Below are 20,565 nucleotides of genomic sequence, written 5' to 3'. Positions count from 1 at the left end.
CAAAGAGGAAATACCCCTTCGTTAGCGCCTATTAATTTATTAAGCCTATGTATTTAATATTTTTTTGTGTTTTGAGATTAAGTTGACAAGCCTTTTCTAGGCATAAAGGAGCATATGGTTTTTTGTAAAATATGCGCTTCAATCGTTATAAACGTCGACTATGCATCGTTCCTTATGGGTGATACGGCAGTTCAACCTTACCCGACACTGCCAGGATGCCATCATCTCATAGGTTAAATGTAGCAAAATTATTAATCAGAACTAGACCATTAGCAGGTTCAGAGGCTTCAGGTAAAGGCAGGTGGTAGCCTATGCCATTGCTGCATTATAAGTCAGGAGTTTATTGACCTATTTCCCTCGCTTGAAAAGTCGCTTTGCCTGGCAAGGCGTGTAGACTGCTAGCGACTATACCGTTTAGTAAAGGACTGCTATGACCGCTGCTACTCCCCCTTTAGCTCCTCCTCTTGTGGTGGGTATCGGCGCTTCTGCTGGCGGATTAGAAGCCATTGCTAAGCTAATTAAACCGCTCGATCCTGATATGTCGCTGGCCTATGTCGTGTTGCAGCACGTATCGCCAACCCATAAAAGCATGCTGGTGGATATCTTAAGTCGTGAGACCCGCCTTCGGGTGCGGCATTTTGAAGATAATCAAATCCCGGAAGCCGGGGTGATTTACGTGGTGCCGGCTAATACCAGCGCCTTGATTGAAGACGGTATTTTTTATGCCACGCCCATTGAGCCGCATGTAGTACCTAAGCCCTGTATCAACGATTTTTTTATCTCTTTGGCGGCGGATGCCCACGAGGCGGCGGTGGGGATCGTGCTATCCGGCACCGGCTATGATGGTACAGCTGGGCTGCGAGCCATTATGGCGGCTGGCGGTATCACCATGGTGCAAACGCCGGCCAGTGCTAAATACAGCGGCATGCCGCAGTCGGCGTTAAACGCCGGTGTGATTGACTATGTATTGGGTGCTGAGGCAATGGCGCCGCGCTTAGCCGAGCTTGTCCAGGTGCATGCAAACCATGAAAGTAGCCAGGCAGCCGTGCCAGAGCGTTTACTGTCACTACTGAGAGAGCATCGCCAACTCGATTTTTCCGGTTACAAAAAAAGCGCGCTGAGTAGGCGAATACGGCGTCGGCTGATAGCCACCAATATGGCTGACATGCAGCAGTATTTAGCGTTAGTGGAGTCAAGTCCGGCTGAGTTAGAGCTGTTGGGCCGTGATATTTTAATTTCGGTAACGGCGTTTGTGCGCGATAAGTCGGCATTTGATGCTCTGGACAGTGCTATTAGCAGCCTGATTGAGGATGCTGAACGTGAGCCGATCCGGATATGGGTAGCAGGCTGCGCGACCGGAGAAGAGGCTTACTCCATTGCCCTGATGATTGCCGAGGCGAAGCGACGCCACGGCGATGCCAGTCGGGTCGTGCAGATATTCGCCACAGATATTGATGACGATGCCTTGGAAGTCGCCCGACGGGGAAACTATATTGGCGCTGCCTTGGAAGCACTGCCCCCTGAGTGGGTCGAACGCTATTTCATTGCGACAGAGCAGACCTTTGAAGTGAGCAAAGAATTGCGCGATATGGTGGTGTTTGCCAAACACAATTTGGTCGATGACCCACCGTTTTTACGTTTGAATCTGGTTTCTTGCCGTAATGTACTTATCTACTTTAATAACGAATTGCAGGCGCGTGTTCTCCAGCGCTTCCATTTTGGGTTAACGGCTAAAGGGTTACTGTTTCTGGGCCGCTCGGAAAGCATCGCCCAAACCGAAAGCCTATTTACCCCGCTTAATCGGCGTGAGCGCCTTTTCAGTAAACAGGGTGAGAGCCGCGAAGTGGCTGTACGAACCACCCAAAGCGCTGGCGAGACGCCTCTGCAGCGTCGACGGGATCGTGATATGCAGCAGCTGTTAGATGCCTTGGTTGCCCATATGGAAGCGACGGTGGCAGTGTGTGATGCGCAAGGGAGCGTGCTGCATGCGGCGGGCGAAGTAGCCAAGTTTCTACCCTTTACTGCTAGTCGCAGCCAGGTGGGTATCGGTGATGTGATTAGCCCTGCTTTCCGTGGCGAGCTGATGGCGATGCTGCGTCAGTTTCAAACACAGCGAGAACCACAATTAGGGCGCCGTCGACGCTTTGAAGATCGCTGGTGGCGGCTCAGTGTGCGGGCGCTCGCAGAGGGCGATGACGACTATCATGTGCTGGTGATGATCACCCCCCAACCGCTTGTTGAGCCTTCGTTTTCTAGCGATGGCTCCTTAGAACGGCTGATGGAGCCACTGCCGCCTGGTCAAGGCAATAGCTTAGAAAATGAGCTGGTGGCTACCCGTGAGCATCTTCAAGCACTGATTGAAGAACTGGCCACGGCTAACGAGGAGATGCAGTCGCTCAATGAAGAGGCCCAAGCATCTAATGAGGAGCTTCAAGCCACTAATGAAGAGATGGAGGCCGCCAACGAAGAGCTTCAGGCGACCAACGAAGAACTTATAAACCTTAATGAAGAGCTGAATATAAAATCCGGCGAGTTGACTAGGCTCAACGCAGAGTACACCTATCTCTATGACGCGCTTGATTTCCCACTGCTGGTGTTTGATACCGACTTCTGTCTAAAGCGCTATAACGCACCCGCGGCGCGCTATTTTAATTTCCGACCGACCGCTCTTCAGCGTCATGTGGCGGGGTTAACGTTACCTACGGCGCTTAGCAACCTTGAAGAGCAGCTAGTCAGTGTCATGGCCAGTGGGATGCCTGAAGAGGACGTGGTCGAGGACAATGGAAGGTTGCTACAGCGCGTATTGACCCCCGGTGTTAGTCGTGAGGGCAATGTAGAGCTGCTGATTGTGACACTGATGGACATTACTGACCTTAGCCACGTGCAGGCCAAGCTACGTCAATCTCAGGCGCAGTTGCATGCGTTGATGGAAAATAGCACGGTGATGATGGCGCTCAAGGATCTCAATGGTCGCTACACCTTTGCCAATCCCCAGTTTTTAAACACCTTCGATCTCTCTCAAGACGCGCTGGTGGGCCGTAACCCGTTTGAGGTATTTCCTGAACCCTACGCTAGCTCCGTATGGGCAAGCGATCTTGAGGCGCTGCGCTATCAGCGTATGGTAAAAGCGGAACACGTGCTCACTAGTTCAGCAGGAGGCGTGCGCATTTTTTCGTCGGTTCATCAGGTACTACGCGATGAACAAGGCCATCCCAATCTGATTCTGACCGAAGCCGAAGATATAACCGCTCGCAAACAGGCTGAGAGGGAAATGCAGGTGGCCGCCAAAGTCTATGAGCAGGCGGGAGAGGCGATTGTTGTCATCAATGCCTTGGGCAATGTGCAGTCGGTTAATGCTGCCTTTACGCGGATTACCGGGTTTACCACCCAGCAGGTGCTCAACACGCCTGCGCTCCCGCTGCTCTATAGTGACCAGGAGAATGGACAGGAATTAGAGCCGCCGGGCACCTGCCATATTGTCTGGGAACTGGTTCAACAGAATGGTTTTTGGCAGGGAGAGGTGTGGAACCATCGTCAAGATGGCACGCTATTTTCCCAGTGGCTAACGCTTAACAGCATCGAGCCGGACAGCCATGAAGAGATGCTCTATGTAGCGGTATTTTCAGATATTACCCACATTAAAGAGTCACAGCAGCACGCAGAGTACCTCGCCACCCATGATGCCTTGACGGGGTTACCCAACCGCACACTGTTTCAAGATCGCCTTCAGGTGGCCATTGCCCACGCGCGGCGCAATAATCAAATCAGTGCGCTGATGTTTTTGGATCTGGATAACTTTAAAAGTATCAATGATACTTTGGGTCACGATGTGGGCGATGAGTTACTGATCCAAGTGGCTGGCAGGCTGCGTGAGCTAGTGAGGGAGTTGGACACCGTGGCTCGCCTTGGGGGCGATGAATTTACCATTATTATATCCGATACCACGATTGAAGGCGCCGAGCAGGTAGCCAAGCGAATTGTAGAGGCGCTGGCAAAGCCCTTTGATGTTCGTCGTCACTCGCTATTTGTGACCTCGAGTGTTGGCTTGGCCTTCTGCCCTGATGATGGCGACGATGTGGCTGGCCTAACCAAAGCAGCGGATACCGCGATGTACCGTGCTAAAGAGAACGGTCGCGATCGGTTTGAGCTGTTCAAACCCGAGCTACAAGAGCGCTTGATGCGCGATGTGGCCATTGAGCACGCGCTGCGCGAAGGGATGGAGCAGGGCCGCTTAAGGCTAATGTATCAGCCTAAATTTACCAGCGCGTCTCCCCATAGCTTAGTCGGCGCCGAGGCGCTGCTGCGTTGGAGTGACCCCGTGCTGGGGGAGGTCAGTCCGGCTGATTTTATCCCCGTTGCCGAAGCCACTGGATTGATTTTAGAGCTTGACCGGCATGTTGCGTTGTTGTTGATTACTCAATTAGCTCAGTGGCTGGCCGATGGGGTCTGCCCACCTCCGGTGGCGATGAATGTATCTGCCCGCAGTTTCCAGGAAGAGCGTTTCATCTCTCATTTGTTCGCTTGTTTGAAACAGTACCGGGTTGCCCATGAGTTGATTCAAGTGGAGATTACCGAAAGCACCCTGGTCGATCGTTCAAGTGCGGCATTGGGCAATATTGAAAAACTGCGTGAAGCGGGGATTAAACTAGCGGTGGATGATTTCGGCACTGGCTACTCATCGCTCGCCTATTTAAAACGGCTGCCGTTGGCCGAGCTTAAGATAGACAAAAGCTTTGTAGACGGGCTTGACAGTGCAGACGAGAGCGACCAGGCGATTGCACTGGCGATTTTAGGAATGGCCAAAGCACTTAATATCCGCACCGTCGGAGAGGGCGTGGAAACCCACTCCCAGTTGAGTTGGTTGACCGCCAACGGCTGTGATTACGTCCAAGGGTATTTGTTATCCCGACCACTACCACTGGCTGAGTTTACCGTGCTAGCCGCGGGCTATGCTCCCCCTTTTAGCAACGATGATACGGGAAGGAACGCCTGACATGACGATGCAAAGCGGGTTTATTGAGCAGTGTGAGCAAGAGCAACTGCATCTTTCCGGTGCTATTCAGCCCCACGGCGTGCTCGTGGTGAGTGACCTTCAAGGCACTATCAGCCATGTGTCTGAAAATATCCTGCATTGGCTCGGTGTGGAGGCAGGGCTTGAATCGCTACTGGATCAACCGCTGCCCGCCTTTCTTGAGGAGGTGCATAGCCGGGCACCAACCCTTTCAGAAGGCGAGCGTTATACAGGCCAGAGCAATATCGGATCCCAAGAGTTCGATGTAGTAATAAGCCATAACGGTGAACAACTGATATTTGAGCTTTACCCGGTTGATGCTCATGCCGACCCCATGCCGAAGCAAGGAGAAGCTTATCCTGTGCCTGAAAATCGCCAGGCGCTTGAAGCACAGTGCCAGCAGCTGTTAGACACGCTATTGGCGTTGAGCGGTTTTGACCGCATCCACTACTACCGCTTTATGCCTGAGGGCGACGGCGAAGTCACCGCGGAGGCGCGCCAGCCTGAGGTAGCGGGCAGCTATTTAGGCTTACGTTTTCCGGCCAGCGATATCCCCCAGATAGCGCGCCAGCTGTATATGAAGAATCCATGGCGCTCTATTCCCAATAGCAGTGCTGAGCCTGTGGCGGTTGTGGGCCGCGAGCGGAACGCCATTCCCAATCTTTCATGGGTTGATTTGCGCAGCGTATCGCCTGTTCATTTGGAATATATGGCCAATATGGGGGTCGGTGCAGCGATTTCTCTCCCCATTACTCAGGCGGGGACGCTTGATGCGCTGATTTCTTGCCACAGTGCGGTACCAAAGCAGTTAACGGTTAGCCAACTACAGGCCATGAGTGCGCTTTCAGAAGCCTTTAATCTACGTCTGCGCGACTATAAAGCGCGTAGACGGTTACAGGTGCTCGATGGCATGCAGCGCCAGTTTGACCAAGCTAAAGACGTGCTAATGCGCCACGGTGAGTTAGCGAGCGCCTGGCCCGAATTAAGCCACTGGTTAATGGATTCCTTTGCAGCGGATGGCGCCATCCTGCAGGTGGGTGGCGACACTTATCATGCTGGAGAGGGGCTGTCGGCGGCTGGAATTGAAGTCGTGGCGGAGGCGGCGCGGTTTGAAACGTCGTCGGTATGGATAAGCGATAGCTTGCGAAGCGACTGCCCCGATATGCCGCTGAGTGAAATCGCCGGCGTTGCAGTGGTAAGTGATTTACCCCTTGATCAGTACCATAGCGTTAATCTTTACCTTTGTCGGCTTGAACACCTCTATGAAGTTACCTGGGGCGGTAACCCTGATAAACCCGTTGATTACCGGGACGGTAGCCGCGGGATCGCACCGCGGCGTTCGTTTGAAGCCTGGGTCGAGCAGCGGATGGGCCACAGCCGCCCCTGGTCAGCGAATACTCGTATGTACCTGCTGAAACTGCGCGCGCTACTGCAACAGGCTAAGTCGTTTGCCCGGAAGATGGATGAGTAATCCCACCCTGAGGGAATGGCTTAAGCGTGAAACGCGCGTGGCTCACCATCAAGTGGATCAGCATCCCGCTCTGAAGCCGCTGCTTAGTCGGGAATTAACGGTTGCAAAGTATGCTACAGCGTTAAGCGCGCTTTATGCGCCCATCGCAAGCCTTGAGCAGGCGCTGAGTAGTGGCTTACAGGCTCACGCTATGGATTACCGATTAATGCAGCGTGAGCCGCTACTGAAGGCAGATATTCAGCGATTGGGTAAAAGGGTGGCGTCGGTGCCCTTCGCGGCTCTGCCGACAAGCCCGGCTAACACGGTTGGTATGCTCTATGTGCTCGAAGGCTCACGTTTGGGCGGGGCGATGATTGCCCGTCACGTCGAGAGCGTGCTGGGGCGGCAGGTGCCTTTGCAGTTCCTCACTGCCCATCCCTTAACAGGCGAACAGTGGGCTGCTTTTTGGCACTTTGCGGAGTACCACTGCCCGCTATCTACGTGGCCTGCAGTGCTTGCCGGGGCGCAACAGGCCTTTGAGCGCTTTACTCTGGATTTGGCTGCGTTTGCGGGGCCAAACCCAGTGCCCATAGAATAAAGGCATCTTGCCGCGCAGTATCGCGCCAGGCCTTGAAGCGGCCCGATGCGCCGCCGTGGCCACTGCTCAGATCGGTACGCATCAGAATTGGCGCTGACCCTTGCTGCTGTTGAGACACTTGGGCATAGAACTTGGCAGGCTCCCAGTAGCTAACCCGGGTGTCAAACCAACTGCCTTCAATCCACAGCGCAGGGTAGGCCTGGGGCTGGATATTGTCGATCGGTGAGTAAGCGCGGATGCGGGCGGCAATCTCTGGCGCTTCCGGGTTTCCCCACTCGCTGTACTCCGCGGTGGTTAGCGGTAGTTCCGGATTCTGCATGGTGCGCAGCACGTCTAAAAAGGGTACATCTAGCAGCGCGGCGCAAAATTTTTCCGGTGCACGGTTAACACAAGTGCCGACCAGCAGCCCACCGGCGCTGGCACCATAGGCAGCGATGCGCTGTGAATCGCTGACACCCTGTTCGACAAGTGCATCACGCGCGGCCAGGAAGTCATTAAAACTGTTTTCCTTGTGCGCCATTTTACCGTTTAAGTACCAGGGCTCGCCGCGTTCGCCGCCACCGCGGACATGGGCAACCGCAAAAGCTGCACCGCGTTCAAGCAGCTCCAACCTAGCGATCGAGAACCAGGGGTCGAGCGCATCACCGTAGGCGCCGTAGCCATACAGCAGTGTGGGTTGGGGTTGGCCCGCCAGGTCGGCGCGCATCACTACCGATATGGGCACCTGCTCGCCATCTTCGCTGGTGGCCCAAAGGCGGCGACTGATTAGCTGTTGCGGTTGTAAATTGCCGTACACAGGCACCCGCTTCAGCAGTGTCCGTTCGCCGCTGGTGAGATCAAGTGCGAACCAGCTGGGCGGCTGGGTAAACGACTCTTCACGCAGGTGCACGATCTGCGTATCGAAGTGCGGCGCATCTTCCAGCATCTGGGAGCAGGGTTGCTCGGGCAGTGCCAGATACTCATCCTGCGTGCATCCGTGCTGGGCATCGAACAGCAAATGCCGCAACCGCACCTGCGCCTGGGCATGATCGCGCTCCGCCAGTATCAGCCCCCAAGCGAACGCATCAACGCCTTCCAGGGTGGCTTCTTCACGGTGGGCGATTAACGTTTGCCAATTCAATTGGGGCTGACCAAGCTGACTTTCGGGCAGGAAGTCGAGCTGGAAGTGAGCACCAGCCTGGTTATGCAGGCGATAAAAACTGCCTGGTCGGTGATCAATGCTGTACTCAACCCCCGCTTGGCGCGACTGAATACACTGGGGGGGTGAATCAGGGGAGTGAGCGGGCAACAGGTGAATTTCACTGGTGTCTTTTGAGCCACTTTCGAGCAGCAGCCATGACCGCGAACGCGTTTTGCCGATGCCGAGCCAAAACTCAGGGTCTTCTTCGCGCAGTACCAGCATGGGCTCTTTTGAGGCCATCAAGTCAGCCAATGTCAGCGAAAAACGCCAAACGCTATCCGGGCGCTGGGTATCGTCAAAGCGGGTAAACAGCAAGGTAGCCGTGGTGGCCGTTTGATCTTCTGCCCAGCACAGCCCCGCGCCAATATCGCTCAATAGTTGCACCGGCTCCCCGCTAGGTAGTGCTTTCAGCCATAGCGTAAAGCGCTCATCGCCTTGGGTATCTTCTGTCCAGGCTAGCCATTGCTCATCAGGGGAGAGCGCCATATCGCCCATATCGTAGAAGTCGTGCTCGTTGGCGCGAGCTCTGACGTCAAAAAAGCATTCGTGCTGTTCCGGCTGAAGATTGGGGTGGCGCCACCAGCAAGGGTAGTCATCTTCGGCGCCGGTCTCGCTCCAGAACGTGAAGTGGTCAAGCGTTGTCTTAAGGCTGGTCACGGCTAATTCGCGGCGTGCCAGGTGACTCTGGTATAACGCTTCCTCCAGCGGGGCAAGCGGGGCAAACCAATCGGCTTGTTGCTGGTTGGCGGCCGTTAAGAAGGCGCTGACTTGCGGGTCGTCGCGCTCCTCTAACCAGTGCCATTGCGGATCATTAGCGCGATAATAGCGTGCAGCGGGTAAGCCTGAATGTATGCCTTGCTGTGCTTTCATAAATTGATAGGTACCATAACGGGAAATCAACGTCGGGTGAGTTCACCCACATGAGGGGTATTATGCTGTTTGCAAATTCAACGCCAATGCTTTGGTTGAGTTATTACGGGCTGTCGCTGTTAGTGATTGTCGCGGTCTATTTTGCGCTCACTTTTCTGCCTCGCTTGCCGCGTCTTGTGCTGACCTGGACGGTTGCCGGGGCGGTATGGATCCCCGCTACTTTCCGGCTACCGCTAATAGAAGAGGATGAATTCTATACCGGTTGGGCACCGTCGGCGATGGTAGCGGCGGTTGGCTTTTTAGAAAATAACGGCTCGGCGCTACGTGGCGGGCTGATGTGGCTGGTGTTAGGCATGGCGCTAGGAGCGCTTATTGGCGTTGCACTTTGGTGGTGGCGCCGCCCTGGCGAGGCTGAGTATGTGACCCAGGAAGAAGAAAGCGATGATGAAGGCGAATCGCCACGCCGTCGCGAACCGGTGATTGGTTGATGTCACGTTTGAACGATGTCTTGGTGTTTGTGTATGAGTACGTATATGTGAACCGTATGTGTGAATCATATGTGTGAACTGTTGGGGATGAGCGCCAATGTGCCCACCGACATCTGCTTCAGCTTTTCGGGCTTTTTGCACCGCGGTGGGGGCACTGGTCCCCATCGTGATGGCTGGGGAATCGCCTTCTATGAAGAGGGCGGCTACCGCGACTTTCGTGATCCTCATCCGTCAGTCGATTCGCCCATCGCGCGGTTGATTTGTGACTACCCGATTAAGTCCAATGTGGTGATTAGCCATATTCGCCAAGCGAATGTAGGGGGCGTAAAGCTTGCCAATACTCATCCATTTACCCGAGAAATGTGGGGGCGGCCCTGGTGCTACGCCCATAATGGCCAGCTAAGTGGCTGGGAGAGCTTAACATTAGGCAACTACACCCCGGTTGGCAGCACCGATAGCGAGCATGCCTACTGCTGGTTAATAGGTGAGTTACGCCGCACCTTTCCTACACCTCCTGCTTCACCTGAACCACTCTGGAAGTGCTTGCATCAGCTGTGTGAGCAGCTAAGAACGCTGGGGGTGTTCAATATGCTGCTCTCCGATGGCTGCTATTTGTATACCTATTGCACCACTAAATTGGCGCATATTACCCGCTGTGCGCCCTTTGGCGATGCGGAACTCTCAGACGCTGAGATGACGGTGAATTTTGCCGAACACACCACGCCTAACGATATTGTTTCAGTGATTGCCACCGAGCCTCTTACTCATAATGAAGCATGGCAGCGCATGGTGCCGGGTGAGCTATTGGTCTGGCGAGATGGAGAAATTCAGGCACGTTACTGTCCATAAACGTAGGTATTGCTAAAGTGAAACAAGAGAAGTAACACTGAATTGAACAAACCTGACTATGGGCTAAAGTTTAAACGTAAGTTTCAATCGATCGTTTTACAGCCTGTTATAGGTCGTATATCGTTGGGCTTCTTAAGCTACTTTTTAGACTAAGACCAGCGACAACAACAAGGTCGGTGACCCTACGCCGACGCCGATAGCGGAGATTGCCCATGAGCGAACACGCCAACGCCGCCGTTTTACGTGGCCCAGCGCTTGAAGGGTTGGATCAATACGATTCAGTCACGGATGTTTTTCATAACGCAGTAGCACGTTTTAAGGACAAACCCGCTTTTTCCTGTATGGGAAAAACGCTCACCTTCGCTGACCTTGACCGCCTCTCAGCGAATTTTGCGGCTTGGCTTCAGCATGAAACCGACCTCGTTCCCGGCGACCGTATTGCTATCCAGTTGCCTAACGTACTGCAGTTCCCGGTAGCGGTATTTGGCGCGCTGCGGGCAGGCTTAGTGGTGGTTAACACCAACCCGCTGTATACCGAGCGGGAAATGGCCCACCAGTTCAAGGACGCCAACGCTAAAGCCATTGTTATTTTGGCTAATATGGCCGACAAACTTGAGAAAGTACTCGATAAAACAGATATCGAGCGCGTTATCGTCACCCAACTAGCCGACTTGCACGATGTGCCCAAACGCTGGTTAATCAATGCCGTAGTTAAGCATGTTAAGAAAATGGTGCCTGCTTATTCGCTGCCCGGTGCGGTTGGTTTTCGCGATGCGCTGAAAAAAGGCGCATCGCTAAGCCATAGCGAGGACAAGAGGAGCCCCGACGATTTAGCCGCGCTTCAATATACGGGCGGCACTACGGGTATGCCAAAGGGGGCCATGCTGACCCATCGCAATCTTATCGCCAATATGCTGCAAGCGCGGCAAGCGATTGGGCCGCATCTCAGCGATGGTGAAGAACTGGTTATCGCACCGCTTCCGGTTTATCACATCTATACCTTTACGGTTAACTGTCTGTTCTTAATGGAAACCGGTAACCACTCATTGCTAATCACCAACCCTCGCGACCTGGATGGGTTTGTCAAAGAGCTCAAGGGGCTGCCTTTTACTGCCTTTATCGGCCTCAACACGCTGTTTAATGCGCTGTGTAATCGCGACGACTTCAAGCAGCTCGATTTTTCCAAGTTGAAGCTGACGATCTCCGGCGGCATGGCGCTGACCAAAGCAGCGGCGCAGCGTTGGGAGCAAACGACCGGTTGTCCAATCGCTGAGGGGTATGGTCTGACCGAGACGTCTCCCATTGTTAGCTTCAACCCCACTGATGCGATCCAACTAGGCACTATCGGCAAGCCCGTGGCAGGCACCGCGGTAAAAGTCGTCGATGCCGACGGCAACGACGTGGCACTGGGCGAGCCGGGAGAGCTGTGCGTGCAAGGCCCGCAGGTGATGAAAGGCTACTGGCAGCGCGACGATGAAACTCGCGTTTCGATTGATGAGGATGGCTGGTTCCACACGGGTGATATCGCCGTGCTGCAGGAGGATGGCTATATTCGCATCGTTGATCGTAAAAAAGACATGATCTTGGTCTCTGGCTTCAACGTTTATCCCAATGAAATCGAGGATGTGGTTGCCGCCCATCCAGATGTCCTTGAGTCGGCAGCGGTGGGTGTGCCGGATGAAAACGCTGGCGAAGTGATTAAGCTGTTCGTGGTGAGCAAAAATAGCCAGCTTGATGAGAAAACGCTACGTGACTGGTGCAAAAAAGAGCTGACCGGTTACAAGGTGCCTAAGATCATCGAGTTTCGTGACGAGTTGCCCAAAACCAACGTGGGCAAAGTGTTGCGCCGACAACTGCGCGATGAAGCACCCGCAAAAACCTAGCTATTAAAAACTAGCTGTTAAAAACTTAGCTGTTAGATAACGCCCCAACGCTGCGTTAGGCGTCGTGGCGCTGAAAGCGTTACAATAGTCGGCCCGCTCACCTGTGCGGGCTGATTTTTTTATAGCTCTTTTTAATGACCCTTGTTCAATCGCCAAGCGAATGGAAGCCGACTCTATCGTGACCACTGACACATCCCTAGCCCCTACCGATAGCCAACGCCTTGCGTCGCTGAAACAGGCAGCAGGCGATGTGATGCTACGCGATGCAGAACGGCTGGAACGACGCCTAGCCGGGTTGAGCCGTCGCTTGCGCGATAACAAGCCTATCAGCCGTGGTTTGGACGAAGTGCAGCGCGAGCTTGATCGCGCCCAGCAGCAGCTTAGCCAGCGTGAAACTCAAAAGGTTGCCCTCAACTACCCGCCGGAACTGCCCGTGGTCGAGCGGCGGGAAGATATTGTTAACGCCATCCGCGACCATCAGGTGGTAGTGGTGGCGGGGGAGACCGGCTCGGGCAAAACCACCCAGTTACCCAAAATGTGTTTGGAGTTGGGGCGCGGCCGCCGTGGTTTGATTGGTCATACTCAGCCGCGCCGCCTGGCTGCTCGCAGCGTCGCTAGTCGCCTGGCGGAAGAGCTGGAAGTCTCTCTGGGCGAGCAGGTGGGCTACCAGGTGCGCTTCACCGACCAAAGCAGCCCAACAACCTTGGTCAAATTAATGACCGACGGGATCTTGCTGGCCGAGACGCAGAATGATCCGCTGCTGCTGCGCTACGACACGATCATTATTGATGAAGCTCACGAACGCAGCCTGAATATCGACTTTCTGCTCGGCTACCTCAAGCGCCTGCTCCCTAAGCGGCCCGATCTAAAAGTCATCATTACCTCGGCGACCATCGACGTGGAGCGCTTTGCCAAGCACTTCGGCACGGCCAAAACGCCTGCACCGGTGGTCGAAGTCACCGGGCGCACCTATCCCGTTGAGGTGCACTACCGGCCGCTCGTACGCGACGAGGACGATGAAGAAGACCGCACGCTGCAAGAGGGCATTTTGCACGCGGTGGAAGAGATTGAAGCGATCGAGCGGGAGAAAGGTTGGCTGCACGGCCCCCGGGACGTGCTGGTGTTTTTACCCGGTGAGCGCGAGATCCGTGAAACTGCCGATACCCTTCGCCGCGCCGAGCTGAAAGGCACCGAAATTCTGCCGCTCTACGCTCGGCTCTCTAACGAAGAGCAGAACCGCGTGTTTGCGCCGCACCGCGGGCGGCGTATTGTGCTCGCCACCAACGTTGCGGAAACCTCGCTAACGGTGCCCGGTATTCGCTACGTGATCGACCCAGGGCTGGTGCGTATCAGCCGCTACAGCTACCGCTCCAAGATCCAGCGACTACCGGTGGAAGCGGTTAGTCAGGCCAGCGCCAACCAGCGCAAAGGCCGCTGCGGGCGGATTGCCGAAGGCGTGTGTATTCGCCTCTACAGCGAAGAGGATTTTCTCTCCCGGCCCGGCTTTACCGACCCCGAAATTCAGCGCACCAACTTAGCGTCGGTCATCCTTTCGATGCTGGGGTTAAAGCTTGGCGATATCGAGGCCTTCCCATTCGTCGATCCGCCGGATAGCCGCTTTGTAAAAGACGGTTTTCGGTTACTGTTCGAGCTGGGCGCGGTGGATGAAAAGCAGCACCTTTCTCCGCTCGGGCGTAAGCTGGCGCGGCTGCCGATTGACCCACGCCTGGCGCGCATGGTGCTGGCCGGTGCCGAATTCGGCAGCCTGCGCGATGTGCTAATCGTCGTCTCGGCGCTGGCCATCCAAGACCCCCGCGACCGACCGGCGGATAAGCGCCAAGCCGCCGACCAAGCCCACCAGCGCTGGCACGACCCAGATTCCGACTTTGTCGCTTTGTTGAACCTCTGGCACGGCATTGAGAATGCCCGCGAAGCGCTGTCAGGTAATCAGCTGCGCCGCTGGTGCCGAGAGCACTACATCAATTACCTGCGCATGCGCGAGTGGCACGACACCTTCCGCCAGCTCCGCCAACTGCTGCGCGATATGGATATCGAAGTGCCCGCGCCGCCGCCCCGCAATGAAGACGAGAGCGAAGAGCAGGCGCGACAAATGCGGCGTAAAACCTCGGGCAAGGTACACCAGGCGCTGCTTTCGGGGCTGCTCTCCAACCTGGGCACGCTGGTGGAGAACCGCGAGTATCTCGGCGCCCGCAATCGTAAATTTATGATTCACCCAGGCTCTGGGTTGGCCAAGAAGTCGCCCAAGTGGATCATGGCGTTTGAGATGGTGGAAACCTCCAAGTTATTTGCTCGCACCGTGGCAAAAATCGACCCTCAGTGGATTGAACCCCAGGCGCAGCACCTGGTTAAGCGCAGCTACAGCGAACCCCATTGGGAAATGAAACGTGCCCAGGTTGTCGCTTTTGAGCAAGTGACGCTGTTTGGTCTGCCGATTGTGGCGCGGCGCAGGGTACATTACGGGCCAATCGCTCCCCAGGAATCCCGGGAGCTGTTTATTCGCCGTGCGCTGGTGGAAGGGGAGTTTCAAACCAAAGGTGCCTTCTTTGCCCACAACCGCGCACTGATCGACGAAGTTGAGGCATTGGAAGATCGCGCTCGGCGGCGGGACATACTGGTCGATGAAGACACCCTGTACGATTTTTACAACCAGCGCATTCCGGCTGAAACCGTCAACGGCAAGGGATTTGAGCACTGGCGCAAACAGGCCGAGCAGCAAACCCCGCAACTACTCCACTTCGATATTGATTCACTCAAAGCGCGGGATGCGGAGGACGTCACCCAGGCACAGTACCCCGATCATTTAATCCTGGCGGGCGTGGCCTATCCCGTCAGTTACCACTTTGACCCTGAAGCCGAAGATGACGGTGTTACGCTGACCGTTCCCGCCGCCATGCTGCCCCAGGTGCCAGTTCACGCGTTGGAGTGGCTGGTGCCGGGGCTGCTGCGCGAAAAGTGTATTGCGCTGTTGAAGTCGCTGCCGAAAAGCATCCGCCGTCAGGTGGTGCCGATTCCCGATTGGGTGGATGCGGCGTTGGAGACTCTGGTGCCCGACCAGCGCCCGTTAACCGAAGTGCTGGGCGAGTTTATTCGTCGTCGGACATCCACGCGGGTGCATCCTGACGACTGGCGCCTGGATTTGCTTGAACCGCATCTGAGCATGAATATTCGCGTAGTCGATCACGCGGGCGAGACCCTAGGACAGGGGCGTGACCTGCGCGCCTTGGAACAGCGCTTTGAAGCCGCCGCCAGCGCAGGCGCTCAGGCGCTGGCCGAGCAGGTTAGCCATGAGCCCGCCGTTGCCGGGTTACCCAAAATGCCGCTGCCTGCTTCGCGTGTTACCACCCAGGCCGGCATCCGCGTAGAGGCGTATCCTGCCTTGGTTGTTGCTGACGTTGCAGCTGACGCCCGAGAGTTCAAGGTAGCGCTGTTTGATCACCCGGCAAAAGCGGAGGCTGCCCACCAGGAGGGCATCGCCCGACTGGCCATTGCCAAGTTACCCGAACAGGTAAAAGCGATTAAACAACTGCCGGGGGTTGAGAAGTGCGCACTACTGTTTGCCAAAGTGGGCAGTAAACAAGCTTTGGTCGATGATCTGTTGCTTGCGGTATTTACCCAAGTGGTCGCCCAGCACCCCCTGCCGCGCTCAGAAGGGGAATTTAGCCAGTGTCTAAACGCTACCCAAAGCCAACTCGTTGATGAAGCGAAAGTGCTCTTGGCGCGGGTAGAGGTCGCGCTAAAAGGCCATCTGGCGGTCAGTAAGGTGCTCAAAGGGAAGCTTAATTTTGCCCTGGCGTTGGTGTACAGCGATGTTAGCGCGCAGATGCAGCGTTTGGTCTACCCAGGCTTTATCCGCGATGCAGGCGCATGGCTAGATGAATACCCGCGCTACACCGAGGCGGCGCTCATTCGGCTTGAAAAAGCAGCCCGTGAACGTGGCCGCGATCAAATGATGATGCAAGATGTCCAGGCATTAGAGGCGCGCTTTGATGCCCGCCGCGAAAGCGAGCGCCGCGGGCGGGTGGAAGACCCAGAACTGGTCGCTTTTGGCTGGTGGTTGCAAGAGCTTAGGGTGTCGCTATTCGCTCAGCAGTTGGGTACTAGCATGGTGGTGTCGGTGAAACGATTGGAAAAGCGCTGGCAAGAGATCACTAGCGTTTAGCAGTGGTTGGAAAAAGTTGCTGGAAAAACCGCTATTTTACGCACACAGTAACGTGATGGGTTCGCCGTAAGTCGCACGCTACATTGATGGCCGGTCACGTCGGCAAGCCGCTTAGAGGAGATTGGCATGACACATGTGGTGATTACCGGTACAGGACTCTATACACCGGAACACGCCATTGATAATGCGGCCCTGGTGGCGGCATTTAATGCTTGGGTAGACAGCGAGAATGAACAGCACGCCGGCGCCATTGCGCGCGGCGAGCGCGAACCACTGGCGCACTCAAGCAGCGAATTTATCGAAAAAGCCTCCGGTATTCAGAGCCGTTACGTGCTCGATGCGTCAGGAATCCTTGACCCACAGCGTATGCGGCCTAAACTGCCGCAGCGGGGCAATGACGAACCTTCGATTCAGTGCGAGATGGCGACAGCCGCTGCACGTCAGGCGTTGGCTGCTGCCAAGGTAGATGCTGCTGACATAGAGCTGGTGATCGTTGCCTGCTCAAACCTAGAGCGCGCCTATCCCGCCGTGGCGGTAGAAGTGCAGCAAGCCCTGGAAACAAGCGGCTATGGGTTCGATATGAACGTGGCCTGTAGCTCAGCGACGTTTGCTTTGGAAACGGCTGCCAATGCCATAGCTTCAGGTAGTGTTAAGCGCGCCTTGGTGGTCAATCCAGAAGTTTGCTCGGCGCACCTCAACTTCCGAGACCGTGACAGCCACTTCATTTTCGGCGATGCTTGCACAGCAGTGGTACTAGAAAGTAGTGCAGTCGCGATTGCCGACGAGCAGTTTGAAATCCTCGGTACGCGGTTAGTTACCAAGTTTTCCAACGCGATCCGCAATAATGCTGGATTTCTAAACCGCGTAACGGACAGCGATCCGCTGGCCTTGGATAAGCTTTTTGTGCAAGAAGGGCGGCGAGTGTTTAAGGAGGTTTGCCCGATGGTGGCTAAACTGATCACTGAGCATCTGGCCTCCTTAGAGTTAGCCGGTAGTGATCTTAAGCGCATGTGGCTTCACCAGGCTAACCGGCATATGAACGATTTGATTGCCCGTAAAGTATTGGGTTATGACCCGAGTGAAGTTCAGGCGCCGATCATTCTAGACCGTTACGCCAATACCAGCTCAGCGGGCTCTATTATCGCCTTCCACCTCCATCGCGAGGGGCTTGAGGAGGGTGACATTGGTGTAATTTGCTCCTTCGGGGCAGGGTATAGCGCAGGCAGTGTGGTCATCCGGCGTTTGTAAGTTTGTAAGTGTGCAGCGGAATTGAAAAAGGAAAATGTCATGTGGCAGTGGTTAAATAACGAGAAGCCTGCGCTTTCTTTGCGTAGCAAAGGGTTGCCTCTACTGCTGGTGACGTTACTTGGAACCGGTGGCTGTGCCAGCACGCAAATGGCGGAAAATGCGGCTCCCGAAGATCCATGGGAAGGCTTTAACCGCAAAGTGTTTACATTTAACGATGTGCTGGATCGCTACGCGCTTAAGCCGGTGGCAAAAGGCTATCGCACCATTACCCCAGATCCAGTGGAAACCGGGGTGGGTAATTTTTTCTCCAATTTAGGCGAAGTGCGTACCGTGCTTAATAGCGTGCTGCAAGGCAAACCGAAGAATGCAGGCCTCGCCACATCGCGCTTTTTGATTAACTCCACGGTAGGCATTGGTGGCTTATTAGATTATGCCACCCTGATGGAAATTACCGCGGATAAAGAAGATTTCGGACAAACGTTGGCCGTGTGGGGTTGGCAAGATTCGCGCTATTTGGTGCTGCCTTTATTTGGTCCCAGCACGTTACGGGATACCACCGGTATGCCGGCTGATATGGCGGCCTATCCTGTTACCTATGTTGACGATGACGCCGTTCGATTAAGCCTTACCGCACTGAATGTGATCGATATTCGAGCGGGTTTGCTTGACCAGGAAGCGTTAATTCGCGGTGATCGCTACCGTTTTATTCGTGACGCTTACTTACAGAGCCGCCAATTTGAGGTGAGCGATGGAGAATTGGGCGATGACCCCTTCGCTAGCGAAACTTTCGAGTTTAATGACAGCGATTTTGAAGACGCTGGTTTTGAAGACTAAGGTTTTGAAGACGCTGGTTTTGAAGACTAAGGTTTTGAAGACTAAGGTTTTGAAGACTAAGGTTTTGAAGACTAAGGTTTTGAAGACTCAGGTTTTGAAGACTCAGTTTTTGAAGACTCAGGTTTCGAAGATAGTAGTTTCGAAAACAGTAGTTTCGAAGATAGCGGCTTTGACAACAGTGACCAGGATGATAGCGACTTTGGTGGCGACGAAGTCACCGATTGAGGCTTATGATGGATCATTCTAAGCAGTTGATCGCGGTGATCGATGAACCCGGTCGTGAACGCGATGCGCTGGCTGAAGCGATTACTTGCGACGGCATGTGGGTGTTTGCCGCTGAAGATATCAATAATCTACCCGCTGGCACGGCGCTAATTGTTGCCCACGCCAGAGCTGTTCCGCGTCAGCAATGGTCGCAGTTAACGCGTCGCTTACCTACGCTGGTGGTCAGCGACTCGCGCCAGGATGCCGACTTGATCAAGGCGATTGATGTAGGTCTGGTGGATTATATCGTCCACCCCCTACGTCACGCTGAGCTGTTGCGACGAATGATCCGTAAGGCCATTGAGCTTAACGATCTGGCACTGGAGCGCGAGCGGGACCATGCACGTCTAGCGGAGTTAAATGAAAGCTTAGAGACTCATCTGGCGCTATTGCGCATGGATCAGCAGAGCGGCGGTCATATCCAGCGGCGTTTACTACCGTTACGCCCCAAAGTAATTAACGGCGTGTATTACGACTACGTATTTGCACCTTCGCTTTATTTGTCCGGTGATTTCCTTGATTATCAACGCTATAACGAGCGTTACAGCGCCTTCTATTTTGCCGATGTATCGGGGCATGGCGCCTCGTCGGCATTCGTCACGGTGCTGCTCAAATATTTATGTAACCGTTGGCTGAGTGAGTGGGATGGTCAGCACCCGGAAAATCTGCCGCCAGATTGGCTAAAGGCGATGAACCGAGAGCTGCAGGGCACCGATATCGGCAAACATGCCACCTTATTTGTCGGTGTTATTGACCATGAGTCGCATACTCTGCACTATTCGCTCGGCGCGCAGCTTCCTATGCCCCTGTTAGCGGCGGGGGGAGAGCTACGTCGTTTAGAAGGCGAGGGAATGCCGGTAGGCCTTTTCCCCGATGTGGAGTATCCTGCGCTTAGCTGTGTTTTGCCGAGTGACTTTCGTTTGTGGCTCTGCTCAGATGGTGTATTGGAATGCTTGCCGGGTAAAACGCTCGACACGCGGCTCAAGGAGCTTGAGCAATTAGTAAGTGAGAGTGTCACGCTTGAGCAGTTGCGCGATCGGCTAGCAGAAACAAACGCTCTTCTTGCTGAAGGAGATGCGGAGTTCGATGCCAATCAAGAGCGCGATGCTTTACCCGATGATATTACAATCATGATGGTGAGCGGATTTGGTCATGCTGATTGAAGAAGGCCGCATTAAAGCGGCGTTCAATTCTGGTGTTTTTGTTTTAAAACTGTGTGGTGATGTGCGCTTGACGCTCTGCGCCACGTTGGACACCCAAGCTCAACGTCTTGCCGAGACGCCGGGGTTGCATGCCGTACTGATTGATCTGCGAGAAGCGACCAACGTGGATTCGACGGCGCTTGGCTTTCTGGCCAAGGTCGCGATGGCGGTCAAAGGGCGGCTGGAGCAATCGCCGACGATTATTGTCGATAACCCTGACGTGCGACAGATGTTGGACGTAATGGGTTTTTCGCGTTTTTTTACGCTGATGGAAGCGCCACTACAGCAGGCGACTACGCTTAATAATGCGCTTGAAGAGCTTCCCCAAGAGCCCGCAGACGAAGAAGGGCTGCGTGATCGGATCCTTGAAGCCCACCGCATTTTAATGCATATGAACGAGCATAACCGCGAGCAGTTTCAGCCCCTGGTCGAGATGCTTGAGTCGCACGACGCCACCACGCATCATTAAACGTCCCTCATCCTGAAAAGCCCCTGGTCATCCAGGGCT

The 20,565-nt window shown here is 54.7% G+C and carries 12 protein-coding genes; 11 read left to right on the top strand and 1 reads right to left on the bottom strand.

The features are described from left to right. The first annotated feature begins 430 nt into the window (after nt 1-430). From J7J49_RS21390 to J7J49_RS21380, 3 genes are read left to right on the top strand one after another with little or no spacing between them, the layout of a single operon-like run. Nucleotides 431-4,993, top strand: a complete 4,563-nt coding sequence (locus J7J49_RS21390) for an EAL domain-containing protein (RefSeq protein ID WP_215095539.1) — start codon at nt 431-433, stop codon at nt 4,991-4,993. A 1-nt stretch (nt 4,994) separates the two neighbouring features. Further along, nucleotides 4,995-6,482 (top strand): GAF domain-containing protein, encoded by a 1,488-nt coding sequence (locus J7J49_RS21385; RefSeq protein WP_215095537.1) that lies wholly within the window; start codon nt 4,995-4,997, stop codon nt 6,480-6,482. Then, a complete protein-coding gene (locus J7J49_RS21380) occupies nt 6,475-7,059 on the top strand; it encodes a biliverdin-producing heme oxygenase (RefSeq protein ID WP_215095536.1) in 585 nt (194 codons plus the stop codon). Before J7J49_RS21385 ends, J7J49_RS21380 begins: the two co-directional genes overlap by 8 nt. Here J7J49_RS21380 and J7J49_RS21375 read toward each other — a convergent pair. Beyond that, nucleotides 7,007-9,109, bottom strand: a complete 2,103-nt coding sequence (locus J7J49_RS21375) for a S9 family peptidase (RefSeq protein WP_215095534.1) — start codon at nt 9,107-9,109, stop codon at nt 7,007-7,009. The genes J7J49_RS21380 and J7J49_RS21375 overlap by 53 nt on opposite strands. Before the next feature lie 62 nt (nt 9,110-9,171). On the opposite strand from J7J49_RS21375, the gene J7J49_RS21370 reads away from it, so the two are divergent. The 8 genes from J7J49_RS21370 to J7J49_RS21335 all read left to right on the top strand — a co-directional run bounded on the left by J7J49_RS21370 (nt 9,172) and on the right by J7J49_RS21335 (nt 20,526). Then, nucleotides 9,172-9,597 carry a hypothetical protein gene (locus J7J49_RS21370; RefSeq protein ID WP_215095532.1) on the top strand — a complete coding sequence of 142 codons (426 nt, stop codon included), beginning with the start codon at nt 9,172-9,174 and terminating at the stop codon, nt 9,595-9,597. Between the two features lie 69 nt (nt 9,598-9,666). Beyond that, nucleotides 9,667-10,446 carry a class II glutamine amidotransferase gene (locus J7J49_RS21365; protein WP_215095530.1) on the top strand — a complete coding sequence of 260 codons (780 nt, stop codon included), beginning with the start codon at nt 9,667-9,669 and terminating at the stop codon, nt 10,444-10,446. A 212-nt stretch (nt 10,447-10,658) separates the two neighbouring features. Beyond that, complete coding sequence (locus J7J49_RS21360) at nt 10,659-12,329, top strand: AMP-binding protein (protein ID WP_064233665.1); 1,671 nt, start codon at nt 10,659-10,661, stop codon at nt 12,327-12,329. A gap of 160 nt (nt 12,330-12,489) precedes the next feature. Further along, complete coding sequence (gene hrpA, locus J7J49_RS21355) at nt 12,490-16,509, top strand: ATP-dependent RNA helicase HrpA (protein ID WP_215095528.1); 4,020 nt, start codon at nt 12,490-12,492, stop codon at nt 16,507-16,509. 126 nt (nt 16,510-16,635) lie between these two features. Beyond that, complete coding sequence (locus tag J7J49_RS21350) at nt 16,636-17,757, top strand: beta-ketoacyl-ACP synthase III (RefSeq protein WP_215095526.1); 1,122 nt, start codon at nt 16,636-16,638, stop codon at nt 17,755-17,757. A gap of 39 nt (nt 17,758-17,796) precedes the next feature. Then, nucleotides 17,797-18,591: an MlaA family lipoprotein gene (locus J7J49_RS21345; RefSeq protein ID WP_064233668.1), complete on the top strand. Its 795-nt coding sequence runs from the start codon at nt 17,797-17,799 to the stop codon at nt 18,589-18,591. 233 nt (nt 18,592-18,824) lie between these two features. Next, nucleotides 18,825-20,018 carry a PP2C family protein-serine/threonine phosphatase gene (locus tag J7J49_RS21340; RefSeq protein ID WP_064233669.1) on the top strand — a complete coding sequence of 398 codons (1,194 nt, stop codon included), beginning with the start codon at nt 18,825-18,827 and terminating at the stop codon, nt 20,016-20,018. Beyond that, a complete protein-coding gene (locus J7J49_RS21335) occupies nt 20,008-20,526 on the top strand; it encodes an STAS domain-containing protein (protein ID WP_215095524.1) in 519 nt (172 codons plus the stop codon). The genes J7J49_RS21340 and J7J49_RS21335 overlap by 11 nt, the downstream gene beginning before the upstream one ends. Nucleotides 20,527-20,565: the final 39 nt, after the last annotated feature.

It is taken from the genome of Halomonas sp. ISL-56 (genome assembly GCF_018612805.1).
In the GTDB taxonomy this organism is placed as follows: domain Bacteria; phylum Pseudomonadota; class Gammaproteobacteria; order Pseudomonadales; family Halomonadaceae; genus Vreelandella.
Note: the sequence above shows the minus strand (reverse complement) of the source record. Positions and strands in the feature narration are given on the sequence as shown.

Excerpts from the sequence above, each read along its gene's own strand:
- J7J49_RS21390 (WP_215095539.1), top strand. The coding sequence starts at position 431 with ATGACCGCTGCTACTCCCCCTTTAGCTCCTCCTCTTGTGGTGGGTATC.
- J7J49_RS21385 (WP_215095537.1), top strand. The coding sequence starts at position 4,995 with ATGACGATGCAAAGCGGGTTTATTGAGCAGTGTGAGCAAGAGCAACTG.
- J7J49_RS21380 (WP_215095536.1), top strand. The coding sequence starts at position 6,475 with ATGAGTAATCCCACCCTGAGGGAATGGCTTAAGCGTGAAACGCGCGTG.
- J7J49_RS21375 (WP_215095534.1), bottom strand. The coding sequence starts at position 9,109 with ATGAAAGCACAGCAAGGCATACATTCAGGCTTACCCGCTGCACGCTAT.
- J7J49_RS21370 (WP_215095532.1), top strand. The coding sequence starts at position 9,172 with ATGCTGTTTGCAAATTCAACGCCAATGCTTTGGTTGAGTTATTACGGG.
- J7J49_RS21365 (WP_215095530.1), top strand. The coding sequence starts at position 9,667 with ATGTGTGAACTGTTGGGGATGAGCGCCAATGTGCCCACCGACATCTGC.
- J7J49_RS21360 (WP_064233665.1), top strand. The coding sequence starts at position 10,659 with ATGAGCGAACACGCCAACGCCGCCGTTTTACGTGGCCCAGCGCTTGAA.
- hrpA (WP_215095528.1), top strand. The coding sequence starts at position 12,490 with ATGGAAGCCGACTCTATCGTGACCACTGACACATCCCTAGCCCCTACC.
- J7J49_RS21350 (WP_215095526.1), top strand. The coding sequence starts at position 16,636 with ATGACACATGTGGTGATTACCGGTACAGGACTCTATACACCGGAACAC.
- J7J49_RS21345 (WP_064233668.1), top strand. The coding sequence starts at position 17,797 with ATGTGGCAGTGGTTAAATAACGAGAAGCCTGCGCTTTCTTTGCGTAGC.
- J7J49_RS21340 (WP_064233669.1), top strand. The coding sequence starts at position 18,825 with ATGGATCATTCTAAGCAGTTGATCGCGGTGATCGATGAACCCGGTCGT.
- J7J49_RS21335 (WP_215095524.1), top strand. The coding sequence starts at position 20,008 with ATGCTGATTGAAGAAGGCCGCATTAAAGCGGCGTTCAATTCTGGTGTT.